Annotated in this window: 13 protein-coding genes; 9 read left to right on the forward strand and 4 right to left on the reverse strand. The window is 61.2% G+C overall.

What is annotated here, in order from left to right:
• The 7 genes from ACSSV3_RS14045 to ACSSV3_RS14075 all read left to right on the forward strand — a co-directional run.
• A partial coding sequence (locus ACSSV3_RS14045; protein ID WP_354327036.1) for an acyl-CoA dehydrogenase family protein occupies positions 1 to 498 on the forward strand: 498 nt, incomplete at its 5' end.
• Positions 499 to 588: 90 nt separating this feature from the next.
• A complete protein-coding gene (locus tag ACSSV3_RS14050; protein ID WP_354327035.1) occupies positions 589 to 1,860 on the forward strand; it encodes an acetyl-CoA C-acetyltransferase in 1,272 nt (423 codons plus the stop codon).
• 29 nt (positions 1,861 to 1,889) lie between these two features.
• Positions 1,890 to 2,942, forward strand: coding sequence for a CaiB/BaiF CoA transferase family protein (locus ACSSV3_RS14055; protein WP_354327033.1), 1,053 nt, complete (start codon positions 1,890 to 1,892; stop codon positions 2,940 to 2,942).
• A 45-nt stretch (positions 2,943 to 2,987) separates the two neighbouring features.
• Positions 2,988 to 5,036: a 3-hydroxyacyl-CoA dehydrogenase NAD-binding domain-containing protein gene (locus ACSSV3_RS14060; protein ID WP_354327032.1), complete on the forward strand. Its 2,049-nt coding sequence runs from the start codon at positions 2,988 to 2,990 to the stop codon at positions 5,034 to 5,036.
• Position 5,037: 1 nt separating this feature from the next.
• Entirely contained in the window at positions 5,038 to 5,802 is a 765-nt protein-coding gene (locus ACSSV3_RS14065; RefSeq protein WP_454184821.1) for an NUDIX hydrolase, read from the forward strand.
• A gap of 690 nt (positions 5,803 to 6,492) precedes the next feature.
• Positions 6,493 to 7,125, forward strand: coding sequence for a class I SAM-dependent methyltransferase (locus ACSSV3_RS14070; protein WP_354327029.1), 633 nt, complete (start codon positions 6,493 to 6,495; stop codon positions 7,123 to 7,125).
• Between the two features lie 106 nt (positions 7,126 to 7,231).
• Positions 7,232 to 8,455 carry a threonine synthase gene (locus ACSSV3_RS14075; protein WP_354327028.1) on the forward strand — a complete coding sequence of 408 codons (1,224 nt, stop codon included), beginning with the start codon at positions 7,232 to 7,234 and terminating at the stop codon, positions 8,453 to 8,455.
• A 128-nt stretch (positions 8,456 to 8,583) separates the two neighbouring features.
• Here the strand turns inward: ACSSV3_RS14075 and ACSSV3_RS14080 are convergent, their stop codons facing one another.
• From ACSSV3_RS14080 to ACSSV3_RS14095, 4 genes are all read right to left on the reverse strand, one after another.
• Positions 8,584 to 10,851, reverse strand: a complete 2,268-nt coding sequence (locus ACSSV3_RS14080; RefSeq protein ID WP_354327026.1) for a penicillin acylase family protein — start codon at positions 10,849 to 10,851, stop codon at positions 8,584 to 8,586.
• Positions 10,852 to 10,976: 125 nt separating this feature from the next.
• On the reverse strand, positions 10,977 to 11,939 hold the full coding sequence (locus ACSSV3_RS14085; protein WP_354327025.1) for a TorF family putative porin: 963 nt from the start codon (positions 11,937 to 11,939) through the stop codon (positions 10,977 to 10,979).
• A 200-nt stretch (positions 11,940 to 12,139) separates the two neighbouring features.
• The gene (locus tag ACSSV3_RS14090) at positions 12,140 to 13,210 is read right to left on the reverse strand and encodes an NAD(P)-dependent alcohol dehydrogenase (RefSeq protein WP_354327024.1); all 1,071 of its coding nucleotides are present in this window, start codon (positions 13,208 to 13,210) and stop codon (positions 12,140 to 12,142) included.
• Positions 13,211 to 13,337: 127 nt separating this feature from the next.
• Positions 13,338 to 14,132, reverse strand: coding sequence for an SDR family oxidoreductase (locus tag ACSSV3_RS14095; RefSeq protein WP_354327023.1), 795 nt, complete (start codon positions 14,130 to 14,132; stop codon positions 13,338 to 13,340).
• A gap of 199 nt (positions 14,133 to 14,331) precedes the next feature.
• Here ACSSV3_RS14095 and ACSSV3_RS14100 point away from each other — a divergent pair, with 199 nt between their 5' ends.
• On the forward strand, positions 14,332 to 16,725 hold the full coding sequence (locus ACSSV3_RS14100) for a TonB-dependent receptor plug domain-containing protein (protein WP_354327022.1): 2,394 nt from the start codon (positions 14,332 to 14,334) through the stop codon (positions 16,723 to 16,725).
• Positions 16,725 to 17,762, forward strand: coding sequence for a phytase (locus ACSSV3_RS14105; protein ID WP_354327020.1), 1,038 nt, complete (start codon positions 16,725 to 16,727; stop codon positions 17,760 to 17,762). The genes ACSSV3_RS14100 and ACSSV3_RS14105 overlap by 1 nt, the downstream gene beginning before the upstream one ends.

Raw genomic sequence — 17,762 nt, forward strand, 5'->3', positions numbered from 1 at the left:
CCCGCATCGGCCTTGGTGGGCGAAGAGGGGAAGGGGTTCCGCTACATCCTGTCAGGCATGAACGCCGAACGCATCCTGATCGCGGCGGAATGCATCGGCGATGCCAAGTGGTTCATCGAAAAAGCCACCGCCTACGCCAAAGACCGTAGCGTGTTCGCGCGGCCCATCGGCCAGAATCAGGGCGTGCAATTCCCGATCGCGCGCGCCTATGCCCAGATGCGCGCGGCGGAACTGATGGTGCACCACGCGGCGCAGACCTATGATGAGGGCGGCAATCCCGGTGCGGAAGCCAACATGGCCAAACTGCTCGCCTCCGAAGCCAGTTGGGCAGCAGCCGACATGTGTGTGCAGACCTTCGGCGGGTTCGGTTTTGCCGAGGAATATGACGTCGAACGCAAGTTCCGCGAAGCGCGGCTTTATACCGTCGCTCCGATCTCTACCAACCTCATCCTGTCCTATCTGGCCGAACACGTGCTCGGCCTGCCGCGCAGTTATTGAAAGGGAGCGTCTTTATGAAGATCGATGGTTCGACCGCGGCTGTCGTTACCGGTGGGGCATGGCACCTCGCTAGGGCAGGGGAGTAGTGTCGTGACCTACGCCTATATAATCGATGCGGTGCGTACGCCGCGCGGGATCGGCAAGCTGGGCAAAGGCGCGTTGGCGCACCTCCATCCGCAGGATCTTGGGGCTACGGTTCTACGCGCCTTGCGTGACCGCAATGACCTCGACACCAGCCGTGTCGATGACATCGTCTGGTCTTGCAGTCAGCAACGCGGCAAACAAGGTGGTGATCTGGGCAGGCTCTCCGCCTTGTGGGCAGGCTATGACGTCAAGGCAAGCGGGGTGACGCTTGATCGCTTCTGTGGCGGCGGGATTACCAGTGTCGGCTTCGCTGCCGGCCAGATCATGGCAGGCTTCGAAGATGTTGTCATCGCCGGCGGCACTGAAATGATGAGCCATCATGCCGAGGCCGATAGTTGGGAGGAGGGGACGGGATTTGCCCGGCTGGGTCGTGCACGCGGCAATGAGGAACTCTACCGCGACCATCCGATATCTGCTGTGGGCGTAGCTGCCGATGCCATTGCGGCGATGGAAGGGATCACGCGGGCCGAACTGGAAGCGCTCGGGGTCGACAGCCAGCGCAAGGCCAAGCTGGCCCGGGATGACGGCCGCTTTGACCGCAGTATCGTGCCAGTCAGTAATCGTGACGGCTCGCTCGCGCTCGCGCATGACGAGTATCCGCGCCCGGACACGACATCGGAAAGCCTGGCCGGGCTCAAGCCAGCCTTTGTGGCGATGGAACAGGTTGCAGCCGCCACCGATGGCACAACCATGCGGCAAATGATCGAGCGCAAGTACCCGCAGCTCGAATGGGAGCCTGTCCATCACGCCGGCACCAGCTCGGGGGTCGTCGATGGTTCGGCAGCTTTGCTGCTCGCGTCCGAGCAAGGTTTGAAGGACAATGGCTGGAAACCCCGCGCACGAATAGTCACCGCCGTCAACGCTGGTGATTGTCCGACCCTTATCCTTAATGCACCCGTACCCGCTGCCCGCAAAGCGTTGGCGCGGGCCGGGCTCAGCGTTGAAGATATCGACGTGTGGGAGATCAACGAAGCCTTTGCGGTTGTGACTGAAAAGGCAATCCGTGATCTCGGCATCGATCGTGCCAGGGTGAACATCAATGGCGGTGCGATTGCGCTTGGGCATCCCATTGGCGCAACTGGCTCGATCCTCATCGGCACAGCTCTGGACGAGCTGGAGCGATCAGGCGGTCGATATGCCTTGATCACAATGTGTGCCTTTGGCGGCATGGCTCCGGCCATCATTATCGAACGTGTCGATGCCGTCGTGCATTCTTGAAATTGAAAGTCGATTGAAGGGAGATCGAAGTGCCAGGTGTGCTTGACGGCGTGACCGTTATCGAATTCGCCGGATTGGGCCCCGCGCCATTTTGCGGCATGATGCTGGCCGATCACGGCGCGCGTGTAATCCGGATCGAGCGTCCGGGTCACGCAGGTCGCTTTGGCGACAGCGGCAATCGTGACATCCTGAACCGTAATCGCGAACGGCTTGAGCTGGACCTCAAGCAACCCGAAAGTATCGCGCAGATCATGGAGCTGGCGCAAAGTGCCGATGCCCTGATCGAAGGGTATCGCCCCGGCGTGCTGGAGCGGCTGGGGCTTGGTCCGGATGAGCTACTGGCAATCAATCCCCGGCTTGTGTTCGGCCGGATGACGGGCTGGGGCCAGGATGGCCCGATGGCGCCGATGGCCGGGCATGACATCAATTACATTGCCCTGTCAGGGGCGTTGCACACCTATGGCCGAAAAGGCGAGAAGCCAACGTTCCCGGTAAACGCAGTCGGCGATTTCGGCGGGGGAGGAATGATGTTGGCGTTCGGTGTCGTCGCCGCGATTCTCAACGCCCGAAGCACAGGTGTCGGTCAGGTGGTCGATTGCGCGATGGTCGACGGTGCGGCGATCCTGTCGGCCATGACCTATACCTTTTTCGGGAACGGCCAGTGGCGTGACGAGCGCGGGGTCAACCTTCTCGATTCCGGGGCTCACTTCTACGACACCTATGAAACTGCAGACGGGAAATGGATCTCGCTCGGTTCCATCGAGCCGCAGTTCTATGCGCTGCTCATCGAGAAGGCCGGCCTCGCTGATGAACCTGACTTCGCGCAACAGATGGATCAGGAGCGGTGGGAGGGACTGAAGGAGCGCCTTGCACAACTGTTCCTTACCAAGACGCGTGACGAGTGGTGTGCCGTGATGGATGGCACCGACATATGTTTTGCCCCGGTACTGAGTCTAGCAGAGGCGCCTCGTCATCCTCACAATGTGGCCCGGAGCACGTTCGTTGAACAGGGTGGCATGACGCAGCCCGCACCTGCGCCGCGCTTTTCTGCCACACCGGCACCCAGGCCTCGGCTCGCATAGTCAGGCCTTAGTCCATTTCACCCATTCTCGGAGGGCAAACGAACCATGAACCAGATCGGCACAACTGAAGTAATAGATGGGGTCGGGATTCTCACGATCGACTATCCACCGGTGAATGCGCTCAGCGTGCATACGCGGCGGGCGCTAGATGAAGGTTTTCGCCAGTTCGCGGCTGACGATGACGTAAAGGCCATAGTCCTGATTTGTGCCGGTCGCACCTTCATCGCCGGGGCGGACATTTCCGAGTTCGGCAAAGACATGGGCGGACCAAGCCTGCAGGACGTGTTCGAGATAATCGAAAATGGCGACAAACCGGTTGTGGCGGCCATTCACGGAACCGCGCTGGGTGGTGGCTATGAGCTGGCGTTGATTTGCCACTACCGCATCGCGGTTCCCAGCGCGAAGGTCGGCTTGCCGGAGGTGGCTCTGGGCCTGTTGCCGGGGGCCGGGGGAACGCAACGACTACCGCGCATTGTTGGCATCCCGGCTGCGCTGGACCTTATCACCGGCGGAGCTCCGACTGGCGCGCGAAAGGCGCTGGAGTTGGGCATGATCGACGCGCTCGCGGAAGAGGGCAAACTTCGTGAAGACGCCATCGCATTTGCAGCAGACCTGATCCAAAAGGGCGGGCCGCTCACACGAGTCAGGGACCGGCAGGATAAAGTTGAGCCCTATCGCGGCAAGCCCGAGATCTATTCCGAATACCTGGCAAAGCACGCGCGCGCTTTCCGCGGGTTCAAGGCGCCTTTTAATATCGTCAAAGCTATTGAAGCGGCGGCTGAACTGCCATTTGAGCAGGGGATCGTGAGGGAGCGGGAACTGTTCCAGGAACTGGTGACCAGCACCGAAAGCGCCGCCCAGCGATATTATTTCTTTGCGGAGCGGCAAGGTGCAAAGGTGCCTGATCTTGCCAAAGATGTGCAGCCTTTGCCGATAGCAAAGGTCGGCGTCATTGGTGCAGGCACGATGGGCACCGGGATTGCCATGGCTTGTCTCGATGCGGGTCTGTCTATCACGATGGTCGAACGGGAAGAGGCTGCTCTCGATCGTGGTGCCGCGACCATTGCCGACACCTACAAGAAGCAGGTGGAAAGAGGGCGGCTAAAGCCGGATGTGGCAGAACAGCGGCTGGGGAAGCTTGACACTGCGCTTTCCCTTGATGCCGTCAAGGAAGCCGACCTGATCATCGAGGCGGTGTTCGAGGATATGGGTATCAAGAAGGGCCTCTTTGCCGAACTGGATTCAATAGTGAAGCCCGAGGCGATCCTCGCTTCCAATACCTCGTTCCTCGACCTCAACGAGATTGCTGTTGCGACATCGCGACCATCGCGTGTCGTCGGCCTGCACTTCTTCTCGCCAGCCAATGTCATGCGTCTGCTGGAAATCGTCCGCGGATCGGCAACGTCAGATACCACGCTCGCCACTGCCCTGAGTTTCGCCAAGAAGATTGCAAAAGTCCCGGTCGTCAGCGGGGTGGGGCCGGGCTTCATAGCCAACCGGGTCATGGCCCCGCGCAGCCAGCAGGCGCTGCAACTGGTGCTGCAGGGGCCTGAACCTGAGCAGATCGATCAGGCCATGTTTGATTTCGGGTTCGCTATGGGACCCTTCGCCATGGCGGACCTCGTCGGGCTGGATGTCATCGGTCGTGGCTCAAATGAACGCACACTCCAATCGGATCTGATAAAGATCGGGAGGCTTGGTCAGAAAAAAGGCGGTGGCTTTTACGATTACGATGCCAGTCGCAAGGCGACGCCAAGCCCGGTGGCCGCTCGGGTCATCGCGGATTTCGCTGCTGCGAAGGGCGTATCGACCAAGATCGAGTTTACGGCAGGCCAGATCGTGGAGCGGATGCTTTACCCGGTGGTCAACGAATGCGCCAAAATTCTCGATGAAGGGATTGCTGCAAGGGCCAGTGACATCGATGTCGCCTGCATTCTTGGCTATGGCTGGCCGGTCTACAAAGGTGGCCCGATGTTCTGGGCCGATACTGTCGGGCTGGGCAAAGTTGTTGAAGGCCTCGAAGCAATGGGCATGGAGCCGGCCAAACTGCTGAAAGAAAAGGCCACGAACGGCGAAAGCTTCGCGCGCGGCTAGGATGCAAGTGCGCGAACCAGATCCTTCTGCTGCTTCTGTCGAACCACGGCTTGCTGCAACCGTTCTGCTCGTCCGCGATGATCCGTTCCAGGTGTTGCTGGTAAAGCGCAGTGCAATTGGTTCGTTTCCGTCCCGCCGCGTTTTCCCGGGCGGCGTTGTAGAGAGGGAAGATATGGATGAGAGGTGGCGTAGCCTCTGTCGAGGCGGGGATGACCTCAACGCTTCCGATCTGGCATTTCGTATTGCAGGCATTCGTGAATGCTGGGAGGAAGCTGGCGTTCTGTGTATGGTCAATGGTGATCTCGATGGCCTGTCTGGTTCGAGAAGCGATGGTCTGTTCTCGCTCATGGAACGATGCGACGTGCATTTCGATCTGGGGCACATGGCTGACTTCGCCCACTGGGTGACGCCGCCGACTGCCCCAAAACGATGGGATACGCGGTTTCTCCTTGCCCGTGCGCCGCGTGATCACATCCTGTGCTGCGACGGTGTCGAAACTGTCGCAGCGGACTGGGTGGAACCGAAAGAGGTGCTGGAGCGCGATGCGGATGGCATTCACGGCCTCCTTTTTTCGACCAAGGCCAATTTGCATCTGCTGGCCCTGTCAGATTGCGTCGATGATGCACTTGAGGCTGCTCGCAATCGCCCTCTCTTTCGAGTGACACCGTCCGCTCAGCGAAAGGACGGCAAGTTTCTCGTTTCGATTCCATCTGAAGCCGGATATCCGGTCAGTGAAGGGTGGGTTGATGATGCTCCCCGGCTCTAGGCGATTGGCCTAGAATTCATCGATCAATCAGCTGGCGCGGTGTTAGTGGCCGAGCGCATCCACGGTGGAAATGTCAAACTTGCACAAGTTCAACAATTGCCGCCTGTTCGGCCATATAAGGCATATCACTCCCGCAGAGGCAGAAGCCCACTACTATTTGGCCGAGGAGGACGTGACTTGAGCGAGGAAACCGAGATGTCTGGACTTGTAACGGTTTTGCGCCGGTCGCCAGAGCGTTTAGAGCTCGAGGGCAGGAGACCGACGAGATGATGAGCGTTCCGAAGAGTTCAAGCAAGAGGCGGTATGGATCGCACTGACCAGCGGGCTATCGCGTGAGCGCATGGCCAAGGCTTGCTGTCACTGGCCATGACAACCATCGCGGGGAGTGCTAAATGCCAGCCTTCAAGATGGGCGCGATGGCCAACCAAAGTCCCGCCTTTATCCACAGAAGCACGGAGTGTTGGGGGCCAGATTGGGGGCCTTTGAATTTGCTCATTTCAAATATTGAATTGAATTCAATTGCTTGTGTAGCTTATTGGCTTCCCTTCACCCATTAGAGTAAGTCGGTGGAAACAGCCGCAACTGCGCGCTCTGTGGGGAATGCCTTGCAAAGTGGCAGCGAGTTTGCGATTCCGCGCTTATGCAGATTGGTCCTCGCGGTGGGGGCATGGCGAGGGGTGCTGATTGATAATGGCCGGTTATGAGGTTTCGCTAGAGCGCACGGCTACGCGGTGGAAGCAGAAATTGCGAAAATTCTTCGGGCCATGGGGCGTCTTTTTCCAAGGTTTTCTGGAGCATCCGGTGATGGTCGGTTCGATCATCCCGTCGTCCCGCTTCACGATCAGGAAGATGCTTGGGCCCGTTGATTGGGGCCGCTGCAAGCTGTTCGTTGAATATGGCCCCGGGGTGGGCACCTTCTGCCGCCCGGTGCTCGACAAACTGCGGCGCGATGGAACCTTGATCGTCATCGATACCAACAAACTGTTCATCGACTATCTCAATCGCACCATCAGCGACAGCCGCTTCATTGCCGTCCATGGTTCGGCGAAGGATGTGGAGGAGATCATCCGCGCGCATGGCCACGATCAAGCGGATTATATCCTGTCGGGCCTGCCATTTTCCACGCTGCCGGAGGGTCTTGGCCCCTGCATTGCCGCAGCTACCCATCGCGCGATCCGGCCGGGCGGGGCGTTCCTTACTTATCAGTTCAGCAAATCGGCCCAGAACCTGACCGCGCAGTATTTTGATCGGGTGGACAGCGGCTTTGAATTGCTGAACATCCTTCCCTGCCGCCTGGCCTGGGGCTGGAAGGACACCGAATAGGGGGCGGCGTTTCCACCGCCCCCGATTTCGGCGGGTTGCCCAATCGAGCGCAGGCGCACGTAGGCTATGCTGTCGGTTCCGGCCGATCAGAATTGGAAGGTTTCCGATGACCACCCCACGCGAGTATTTTGTCAGCCATCTTGAATGCGGGCTCACCGGCACACGCCATGAGGCTGGCCAGATCCATGGATTGTCGCCAGCCGGACGGCCGCTGCTGGTGCGCTATGATCTGGATGCCCTGCGCGCGGCGGTGACGCGCGAAACCTTTGCCGCGCGCCCGGAGACGCTGTGGAAATGGCGCGAATTGCTGCCTTTGGCCGATTTTTCCAATCGTCTTGAACTGGGCGAGGTCGCCACTCCGATCCTGCCGCTTGAACGCACGGCGGCGCGGCTGGGCGCACGGGCGGTGCTGGTCAAGGATGAAGGCCGCCTGCCGACCGGATCGTTCAAGGCGCGCGGGTTGGCACTGGCGCTGTCCATGGCCAAGGAGTTAGGGGTTGCCAAGATCGCCATGCCCACCAATGGCAATGCCGGCGCGGCGGCGGCGGCCTATGCAGCGGCGGGGGGAATCGAGGCGGTAATCTTCGCCCCGGAAGAAACGCCCGAAATCAACATCCGCGAAATCGCGGCATACGGCGCGCGGGTTTACCGGGTCAACGGCCAGATCGATGATTGCGGCAAGCTGGTTGCGGCAGGCAAGGACGCGCAGGGGTGGTTTGATCTTTCGACGCTGAAAGAACCCTACCGGATCGAAGGCAAGAAGACGATGGGGCTGGAACTGGTCGAACAGCTCGGCTGGCGGGTGCCCGATGTGATCTTTTATCCGACCGGGGGCGGCACCGGGCTGATCGGGATGTGGAAAGCCTTTGCCGAACTCGAAGCGATTGGCCTGATCGGCCCCGAACGTCCGCGCATGGTGGCGGTGCAGGCCGAAGGCTGCGCGCCGATGGTGCGCGCCTATGAGCAGGGGGAACGTCACGCTGTGCGCTGGGATGATCCGGCCACCGTTGCTGCGGGCATTCGTGTGCCGCAGGCGGTGGGCGATTTCCTGATCCTTGACGCGGTGCGCGAAAGCGGCGGGTTTGCAATTGCCGTGTCCGATGCTGCCATCGAAGAAGCGGTATCGGCGGTCGCCCGCGAGGACGGCACGTTGCTATGCCCGGAAGGCGGGGCGACGCTTGCGGCCTATGAAAAGGCGCTGCGCAATGGCCTGGTCAGCGCGGATGAGGAGGTTCTGCTGTTCAATTGTGCATCAGGGCTGAAATATCCGCTGGCCGATCAATCGCGGCGGCTTGACCGGCATCAGCCAATCGACTGGGCCAATTTGTGATCAGCTGAATTCTGCGCCCCATGCTTATACCAGCACGCTGAGATGCTCACGCATCACGCGCTGGAATTGCTCAAACGCCGCACAGGCTTAACCAAAGCGCGATGAGTCAGACTCATCGCGCTTTGGTATTACTCCGCTATTCGCTTGGCCGGGGTGATGGTTTGCGCTGCGATGTCATCGGCGTGGAACGGCAGGCGGTGCCAGGCCTTGGCGGCGTAGGCGTTGGTCTGATCGGTGAAGTGCGCGGAGGCCGGGTCGGTCGACTGGCTGTAGCTGAGGATCGCGTCGACCACCGGGCCAGCATCATCAAACCCTACGATTTGGATATAGCTGGTTCCGTGCACCGGCACCAATCCGCCGCCGGGTGCAGGGCGCGCGTCCTGATAATTGAGCACGCCTGCGGTGCCGGGGCCGCCGTGGATGGCGATGCGCTGATCACCGTCCCGCCATTGTTGCACGCTGCCCCATTCGGCATCGAGCGCAATCCCGGCGGCATCAAGTTCGGCCACCGCATCGCCCAGCGCGGCCAGCAGTCTGTCACCGATGGCCGCGGTGTTGAGATCGCGCGGGGTGTTGACCGGATCGGCGGCATCGAACGGCACCGCCCACAGTCCGGGGATGCGCGCAGCCTTGGCCCAGAACGCGCGGAACAGCGCCGCGCCCTTGCTGGACGCTTCATAGCGGCGATCCCAGCCCGCCAGCGCGGTGCAGCCGCGTGATGGCTCGGCAGCGTCCGCGCACAGCGCCAGCAGCGGTTCCAGCGTCATATCAGCGGCCAGCGTCTTGTTGGCGAACACCATCGCCTTGGCCCGCGCCCGGTCAACCTTGCCCGCTGCCAGCAGCGCCTCGGTTTCGGTGAAGTTCGACCGCACCCGCAGAGTCAGCTCGCTGGTATGGCCGCCAAGGATTGGCGAAAGCGCGGCGTGCGGCATGCGCGGATTGCTGAGCCAGTAGCTGTTGTTGGAGTTGGTGAGGTATTCGCGGGCGATGGTTGCGGCCTGATCGCTGGCGGGCATCAGTCCCGGTTCGGGGGTGCCGGGGGCCACGTCCCAATCACATTCCGCGCGCGTGCCGTCGAGCAGCGTGGCGAGCGAGGCGAACAGCCCGGAAATCGGGGTGGAACAGGCGGCGATCTTGGCTGCCGAAACATTGGGAACAGCGGTCACATCGGCGTGCAGCGCATCGCCGTGGCGATCCGCCGCGATGGTGTTGACCCACGGAATGCCGAGCGTTTCGCTCACCGCTGCGTTGATCTCGCCCACGCTTTTCGCCTGACCGATCCGCAGCCAGGTGTCGATCGCGCGCATATTGCCGCGATTGGCATCCTTCATTGCAAAGGCACTGGTCGCGCTCCACGTTACGCCCGATTGCGGGGCGACGAACACGGGGCCGTGGCGGGTGGAATAGAGCGTGCGGGTGACGTCCGGCGCGCCATCGGGCATCGGCACGGTCACGGTAAGCGGGGTCATCGCCACGCTTTCACCGTCGACCATATAGCGCGTCGGATCAGCCGGATCGAGCGTCAGCGCAAAAAGCGTGAAATGCCGCGCGGCGGTGACGGTGTGCGTCCAGGCGACATCGCGGTTAAAACCCAGCGTCGGGATCGGCGAACCGGCAATGCCCACCCCCATCGCGTCATAACCATCAGGGCCGCTGACGTGCATCTGCCAGAACCGGCTCGGCCCGTTCCACGGGAAATGCGGATTGCCGATCAGGAAGCCGCGCCCATCCGAAGTGGCATCGCCGCCGAATGCCCAGCCATTGCTGCCCAGCCCCAGCTCGTCCGCACGGGGAAGCGTCTGATCGAACCGGGCGAGCGTCTTGCCCGGAGGCGCGGCATTGGCGATGCCAGATGCCAGCGCCAGCGAACTTGCCAGCAGCATCTGTTTTTCGGTGAGGCGCAGCACATCATCAAGCGTGATCGGCTGCACCCAGGCCTTGCCCCGGCATTCGGCGGGCACACCCTCCGCGCCAGCATCTTTCAGGAAGCGGTTGTAGCCCGCGACATAGCCTTCGGCCAGCAACAGCGCCTCACGGCCTTGCGATTTTGCGCCTTTGCGCAGCATCGGCAGATCAATCATCGCGCGGAAGAACACGTCGGAAGAAAGGTTGTCGACCTCCTGAAAGCCCAGCACTGCCTTGGCTTCCGGCCCGAAATGCTGCGAGCGCGTGCCCGCCACGGTCGCGAATTCCTCTGCCAGCAGGCACAGGTTATCTTCGGCATAGGCATAGGCGACCCCGTATCCGACCCCCTGCCAGGTATCGGCGGTGATATGCGGGATGCCGAAAGTGGTGCGGGTGATGCTGGCTTCGTATCGGCTCTTGGCCTCAGCCTCGGCCACCGGGGTCAATGCCAGCGCAGCGCAGCCAACTGCCAGAACCGCAATCCGCTTCATCGTCTCTCTCCCGCATGCCTGTTATCAGTTGTCGGGAGAAACCTATCGGCAAGTGCTGGGAAAAGTAAAGGGGCGCCCTGCCATCCCGGCAGGGCGCCCCTTCATGCCAGCAATTGTGCCTGAGATCAGAACGCGGCCGTAACCGAGAACACTATGGTCGCATCAGCGATCTTGCCGCCGTTCAGTTTGGAAAAATTGGGTAGCAGAAATGCGCTGTCGGCAGCCGAGATGTCGGTGTCTACATAGGCGGCTGACAGCGTCAGCCCTTCAATCGGCACAACATCAATGCCCAGCGACCAATCGAAATAGGTGCCGGTCGGCGCGATGCTGGTGCCATTGGGGCCAAGCCCGGCATTGCCATCCGAATAGCCGATATGGGCATTCAGCGTGACCGGCGTACCGGAAATGCCATAGGCCGCGTCGCCATACAGGTAGAGGTTGTCTTCCTTGTCGCCCGGATCATCCGGGATACCGGCGGCGGCCGCCGCGCCGGTCAGGAACACCTTGCCCAGCGCCTCTTGCGACGGCGCGTAGGCGACCCCTGCGGTCAGCGATAGCGGGCCGATATCACCCGAGACACTGGCGTAAAGTTCGGCGAAATCGCTGGTGTCCGCGCCTTCGGGATACATGAACCAGGTGAGCCCCAGATCGAAATTGGCATTACCCGCGCTGAAGGCATAGCCGGCGATCAGGTCAAGTTCCGTATTGGCGCCGCCAAAGGTGCCCCATCCGGCGAGGCTAGAACCCCAGGTGCCGACATAAAAGCCGCTTTCATGGCCGATGGTAAAGCCGCCCTGGATGGCGATACCTTCGTCAGACTGCGAAACGCCGCGGAAGCGGTAGTCCGATGTCAGCGTGGCGCTGCCCGAAACGGTGATTGCCGGTTCGGCATCATCAGCGTGGCTGGCGGTGGCAAGGTCAATCGGTTCGATCGCGCGCAGCGAGCCAGCAGCCGGTTGGCTTTGACCGTCAGCGATTTCAAGAATGGGGCCGACATCGGCGTCTTGCGCTTCTCCGGCAAAGGCGGGAGTGGAAAGACAGGCGACGAGAGCGACGGCGGAAGCAGCCGAGGCAAAACGAATAAACATAAGGAACGCTCCATAGAGAGGGTTGGATCGTTCCACCTGCGTGCTGCGCGGAGCCTCTTGTTCTTTTGATCGGGCATCCGTCGCGGCGCACTCATGGCCTGCCAGATTCTTCGCACTTGCACAATTGTTTTGCGACCGGCCTTCCTTACATTCCGTTTGTTGCGTTGCAAACTTGCATCAGTCGCAATTGCGCTTTGCCCTCACGTTGTGCGCAAGCTCTCCATGTCGATCACGAAGCGGTATTTGATATCGCTGGCTTCCATCCGGTCATAGGCGTTCTGGATATCCTGCATCGCGATCACCTCGATATCGGGCAGGATGTTATGCTCCGCGCAGAAATCGAGCATTTCCTGTGTTTCAGCCAGCCCGCCAATGCCGCTGCCGGTCAACACCTTGCGGCCCAGCAGCACGCTGGTGTGCAATTCGGGCATCATCCCGATCATCCCGACCAGCACCTGCACCCCGTCGACCCGCAACAGGTGCAGATAGGGCACCACATCGTGCCGCACCGGAATGGTGTTGAGCACCATGTCGAACGTGCCGCGCGCGGCCTTCATCGCCACTTTGTCTTCGGTGTTGAGAAAGGCGTGCGCGCCCAGCTTTTCGGCATCGGCGCGCTTGCTTTCGCTGCGGCTGAGCACGGTCACCTGTGCCCCCATCGCCGCTGCCAGCTTCACCCCCATGTGCCCCAACCCGCCAAGCCCCGCGACGGCGACCTTGCTGCCGGGGCCGGTCTTCCAGGTGCGAAGCGGTGAGTAGGTGGTGATCCCGGCGCACAGCAACGGCGCGGCTTCGGCGCTGGGCAGGTTGGCGGGGACTTTGAGCACGAATTCCTCGCGGCACACGATCCGTTCGGAATAGCCCCCAAAGGTGGGTGTGCCATCGTGCCGGTCAACGCCGTTATAGGTGCCGGTATTGCCGCCATCGAGGCAATATTGTTCAAGATCAGCGGCGCAGTGGCGGCACTCCATGCAGGCATCGACCATGCAGCCAATCGCCACCCGGTCGCCGACCTTGTGACGGGTAACGCTCTCGCCCACAGCGCTGACCGTGCCGACGATTTCGTGTCCCGGCACAATAGGATATTTGGTAAAACCCCAATCGTTGCGCGCTGTATGCAGATCGGAATGGCAGATGCCGCAATGGCTGATTTCGATCAGCACATCATCATCGCGCAACCCCCGGCGGATGATCTGCATTGGCCCCACGCCGCTATCGGGCGCAGTCGCGCCGTAAGCTTTGGTGGGGTATTCGTTGGTTTGGGCAGGCATGATAAATCCTTTTGTTCGAGCACTGATCGCACCCGAAGGGTTCGCAAGTGCACCAAAGTGTTCCGGTGCCCGTCGGCCGGTAGGCCGCCCCTCGGAGGCGCTGGCGAAGCCAGCTAGCCGTGAGAGATCATTTAGGCGGCATTCTGATCGCCCCGTCCAGCCGGAACTGGTGGCCGTTGATGTAGGAATTGCGGGCAATTTCCAGCACCAGCGATGCAAACTCCTCCGGTTCGCCGAGCCGTTTGGGGAAGGGCACGGATGCGTTCAATTGCGCCCACATCGGCGGGTTGCGATCTTTCATCCCCAGCATCAGCGGGGTCGCGAAGATGCCCGGCATGACTGAATTGACCCGGATGCCCATGTCCATCAGATCGCGCGCCATCGGCAGGACGAGACCATTCACCCCGGCCTTGCACGAACCATAGATCACCTGCCCGATTTGCCCGTCCTGCGCAGCGACGCTGGCGGTCAGGATGATCGCGCCGCGTTCACCATCATCATTCACCGGATCGGCATTGGCCATGCCCAGAGCCGAGATGCTGGCGACGCGGTAACTCGCGACCAGAATCCCTTCCGCTCCGAAGGCGTAATCCTCGGTCGAAAGGCGTTTGAACGCGCCCGCCTGCTTGTCCCACCCCAGCGTCTTGCCGCGCCGTGAAGCCATCGCGCAGTGCAGCGTCACACGTTCCTGCCCGTGGGCCGCGCGCGCGGCGGCAAACCCGGCTTCGACGCTGGATTCGTCCATGATGTCGACATGGTGGAATGTCCCGCCAATCGCGGCTGCGTGGGCTTCACCCGCTTCGTCGTTAATGTCGAAAATTGCGACTTTCATGCCCGCTTCGGCAAAGGCCTGCGCGCTCGCCTTGCCCAACCCACTCGCGCCGCCGGTGACTACCGCTGCCATGCCCGGTTTGATCTTCATCGGTTCATTCTCCCACTGTCATGTTTGCCCGATGCTAGGCGCTTGCGCGGCGGTGCGCCACACCTCTCATTGCGGCAATTGCGCAACATTTCATCATGTCATTGATCCGTCATTGCGCGGTCGCGTGTCTGTCATTGCCCGCGGTTAAGCGCGTCCCCGGAAGCGGCCCCAAGTCGGGCCAGCACAGGGGAAATACCACATGATTCGCACCCAATTTCTCGTCGGCAGCGCGGCTGCGGCGCTCACAATCGGTTTGGCCGCGCCTGCCTTTGCCAACACTGCCGATCCGCAGGCGACCGCCGCTGCGCTGCAATCGGGCGGGGCCTTGGCCGAGACTGACGAGAGCGAGGACGACCGCATCCAGACCGCCAAGGAAATCGTCGTGCAGGGGAGCATCGGTTTTCGCAACCGCAGCGATTCTGCCGAGCCGATTCTGGTCTATGATGAAGAATATTTCCAACGCTTCGAACCGCTGACAGCGGGCGATGCGCTGAAACGTGTTCCGGGCGTGACCTTCCTGTCGGACGTGATCGAAAGCGATGGCGCACGGCTGCGCGGGCTTGACCCGGGTTATACCCAGATCCTGATCAATGGCGAACGGGTGCCGGGCGGCCAGTCCGACCGTTCGTTCTTCCTTGACCGCATCCCGGCCGAATTGATCGAGCAGGTCGAAATCGTGCGCTCGTCATCAGCGCGGCGCACCGGCGATGCGGTGGCAGGATCGCTCAATATCAAGCTGCGCGACGGGTTCTCGCTTGATGGCGGCTATGTGCGCGCGGGCGGACTGTTGTTCGACGATGGCGAATTCAAGCCTTCGGGCGGGTTTTATTACGGCGGCGAATTGGCCGGGGGGCGCGTGCTGATCGGGGCGAACGTGCAAGGGCGTTACAACCCCAAGGAAAAGTTCAGCCAGCGGTTCACCGACTCGCCCGAAAACAACCCCAATTTCCGCACCGAAGATTTCGACAACCGCGAAGACCAGACCGATACCCGCGACGGCACTGATTATGCCTTCAATGCCAGTTGGGGGATCGAGACCGAAACCACCGAGTTCGAAATCCTCGGCAATTTCGTGCGCACCGAACGCACTGAGGATGAACGCTCGTTCGAATATGACGATCCGACCGCGATCAACGGCCCGGTGCGCACGGCCAATCCCGGCAACCTTTTGACCGACAATGCCAACGTCAATGATATCACCACCGAAAGCTGGTCAGTGATCGCCAAGCTGGATCACGAATGGAGCCTTGGCGAAACCCAATTGCGGGTTGGCTACGCCAACTTCACCGATTTTCAGGACGAGTTTGAATTTGAGGTCGATTTCGACCGTTCAACCCCGCGCTTTACCGGCGACCTTCAGGTGGTCGACATCGATGACACGGAGGTTTTCGTCAATCTCGAACACGAATTCGAGCTGAGCGATAACCTGGAATTTGCCATCGGCGGGTTCTGGCAGGACAAGGATCGCGACACCAGCCTGCAGGCGGTGCGCAGCCGTTTCAACCTGACCGCGGCTGACCGCGAAGGATATGACCAGTTCACCCGCAATCCGGGCGAATTTGCGCCTGCCACCTTCCCGCCGCTCGATGCAACGATCACGCGGATTGAGGAGAAGCGCAAGGATCTCTATGCGTTGGTCGAAGGCGAGTATGACAGCCTCACCTTCGAAGTCGGGATCCGCTGGGAAAACACCGATGTGCGCATCGCCGACCTTGGCACGCCGGGTGCGCCTGAAATCACCAGCGATTACGACAAGTTCCTGCCGTCAGCCTCGCTGAAATATGAATTGGGCGATGGCCGTGTCACCCTGTCAGGCGCGCGCACGCTGCGCCGCCCGCGTTTCGATTTCCTGACGCCCAACCTGCTGGAGGCGGAACTGGGCGACAATGACTTCCTCGGCAACCCGCTATTGCTGCCGGAAACGGCGTGGGGCGGCGATCTGGGTTACGAACACAAGATCGGCAAAACCGGGGTCATCGGCGTCAATCTGTTCTACCGCGACGTGTCCAACCTCACCGAAATCGCCACCGTGCTCGATGCAGGCGGCGCGCCGGTCGAAGGTTCGGAAGGGCCGGGCACCTTTGTGTTCACCCCGCGCAACACCGGCAGCGGCGAAGTTTACGGGATCGAATTCGACGCCTCGTTCAGCCTCGCCTTTGCCGGCCTGCCCGACACCGGGGTGTTCGGCAACCTCGCGCTGCTCGATAGCAGCATCAGCGACGAATTCGGCAAGCGCCGCTTCAACGACCAATCCAAATATGTCTACAATTTCGGGGCGATCCAGAACCTGCCCGATTTCGGCGCGGCGTTCGGCGCGACCTACCGCAAGCAGGGTGAGGCGTTTGGCCGCGTGGTGGCAAGGGAAGTCTTCACCCGCTACGGCGCTGACTTGGAAATCTTCGTTGAAAAGCGGTTCGGTGACAGCCTGACCATCCGCGCGGTGGGATCGAACCTGCTCGACAGCACCAAGGATGAAGATTTCAACAAGTTCAACACGGTGCAGGAGCAGTTTGACCGCGATTTCGATGAGTTCGAACTGGAAAGCGAACGCGCCGGGCCGGTGTTCCAGATCGTGGCGAGGTATGCATTCTGATGATCCGGCCCTTTCACGGCTTCGCGCTGCTGACGATCGGGATCGCTGCTGCTTGCGCGACAGTGCCCCCGATCATCGGCGATCCGGCGGTGACTGTCACCGCAGTGGCGGAAACCGTCCCCGTCGGCACATCGAACGCGGATGCCGCCGATGATCCGGCAATCTGGCGCAATCCGGCCAATCCTGCGGCCAGCCTGATTGTCGGCACCGACAAGAAGGGCGGGCTGTATGTCTATGATCTGAAAGGCACGCAGCTTTCGTTTTTGCCCGCGCCGGGGCTGAACAATGTCGATCTGGTCGATCTGGCCGATGGAACGATCCTGGTTATCGCCAGCGACCGCAGCGATCTGGCGACGGCGCGGCTGTTCCTCGCGCTGCTTGACCCCGAAACCGCTGCTCTGACCCCGGCGGGCCAGATCGCGGTCGGGCCGGGAGAGGGTTATGGCATCTGCATCGCCAAGTCTTCCAGCAGCGTCGATGTAGCGGTGTTCAGCGCCCCCAAGAACGGCATCATCTACCGCACCATCATTACGCGCGGCGCAGCGGGCTTTGCCGGGGCCACCACCACGCTCGCCACCGTGGCGAGCCAGCCCGAAGGCTGCATCGCCGACCCGCGCACCGGCACGCTGTATATCGGCGAAGAAGTGGACGGGATCTGGGCGATCGACATGACCACCGGGGCCAAACGCATGGTCGCATCGGTCGATAACAAACTGCTGGTCGCCGATCTTGAAGGCCTCGCCATCGCACCCGAAGGCGATAACGGCGGTTATCTGGTGGCGTCATCACAGGGGGACAATGCCTACGCCGTGTTCCGTCTGCCCGATATGACCCCGGTGGGCCGGTTCCGCATTGCGGCGGGCACGTTTGGCAGCACCGAGGAAACCGATGGGATTGAACTCGACAACCGCGATTTCGGCCCGGACTTCCCCGGCGGCATCTTCATCGCGCAAGACGGGATCAATCCGCCCGCTGCGCAGAATTTCAAATATGCGCGGTGGGACGAAATTCTTGGCTTACTGGAGGCAGGGCAGTAA

This window comes from Porphyrobacter sp. MBR-49, assembly GCF_053628655.1.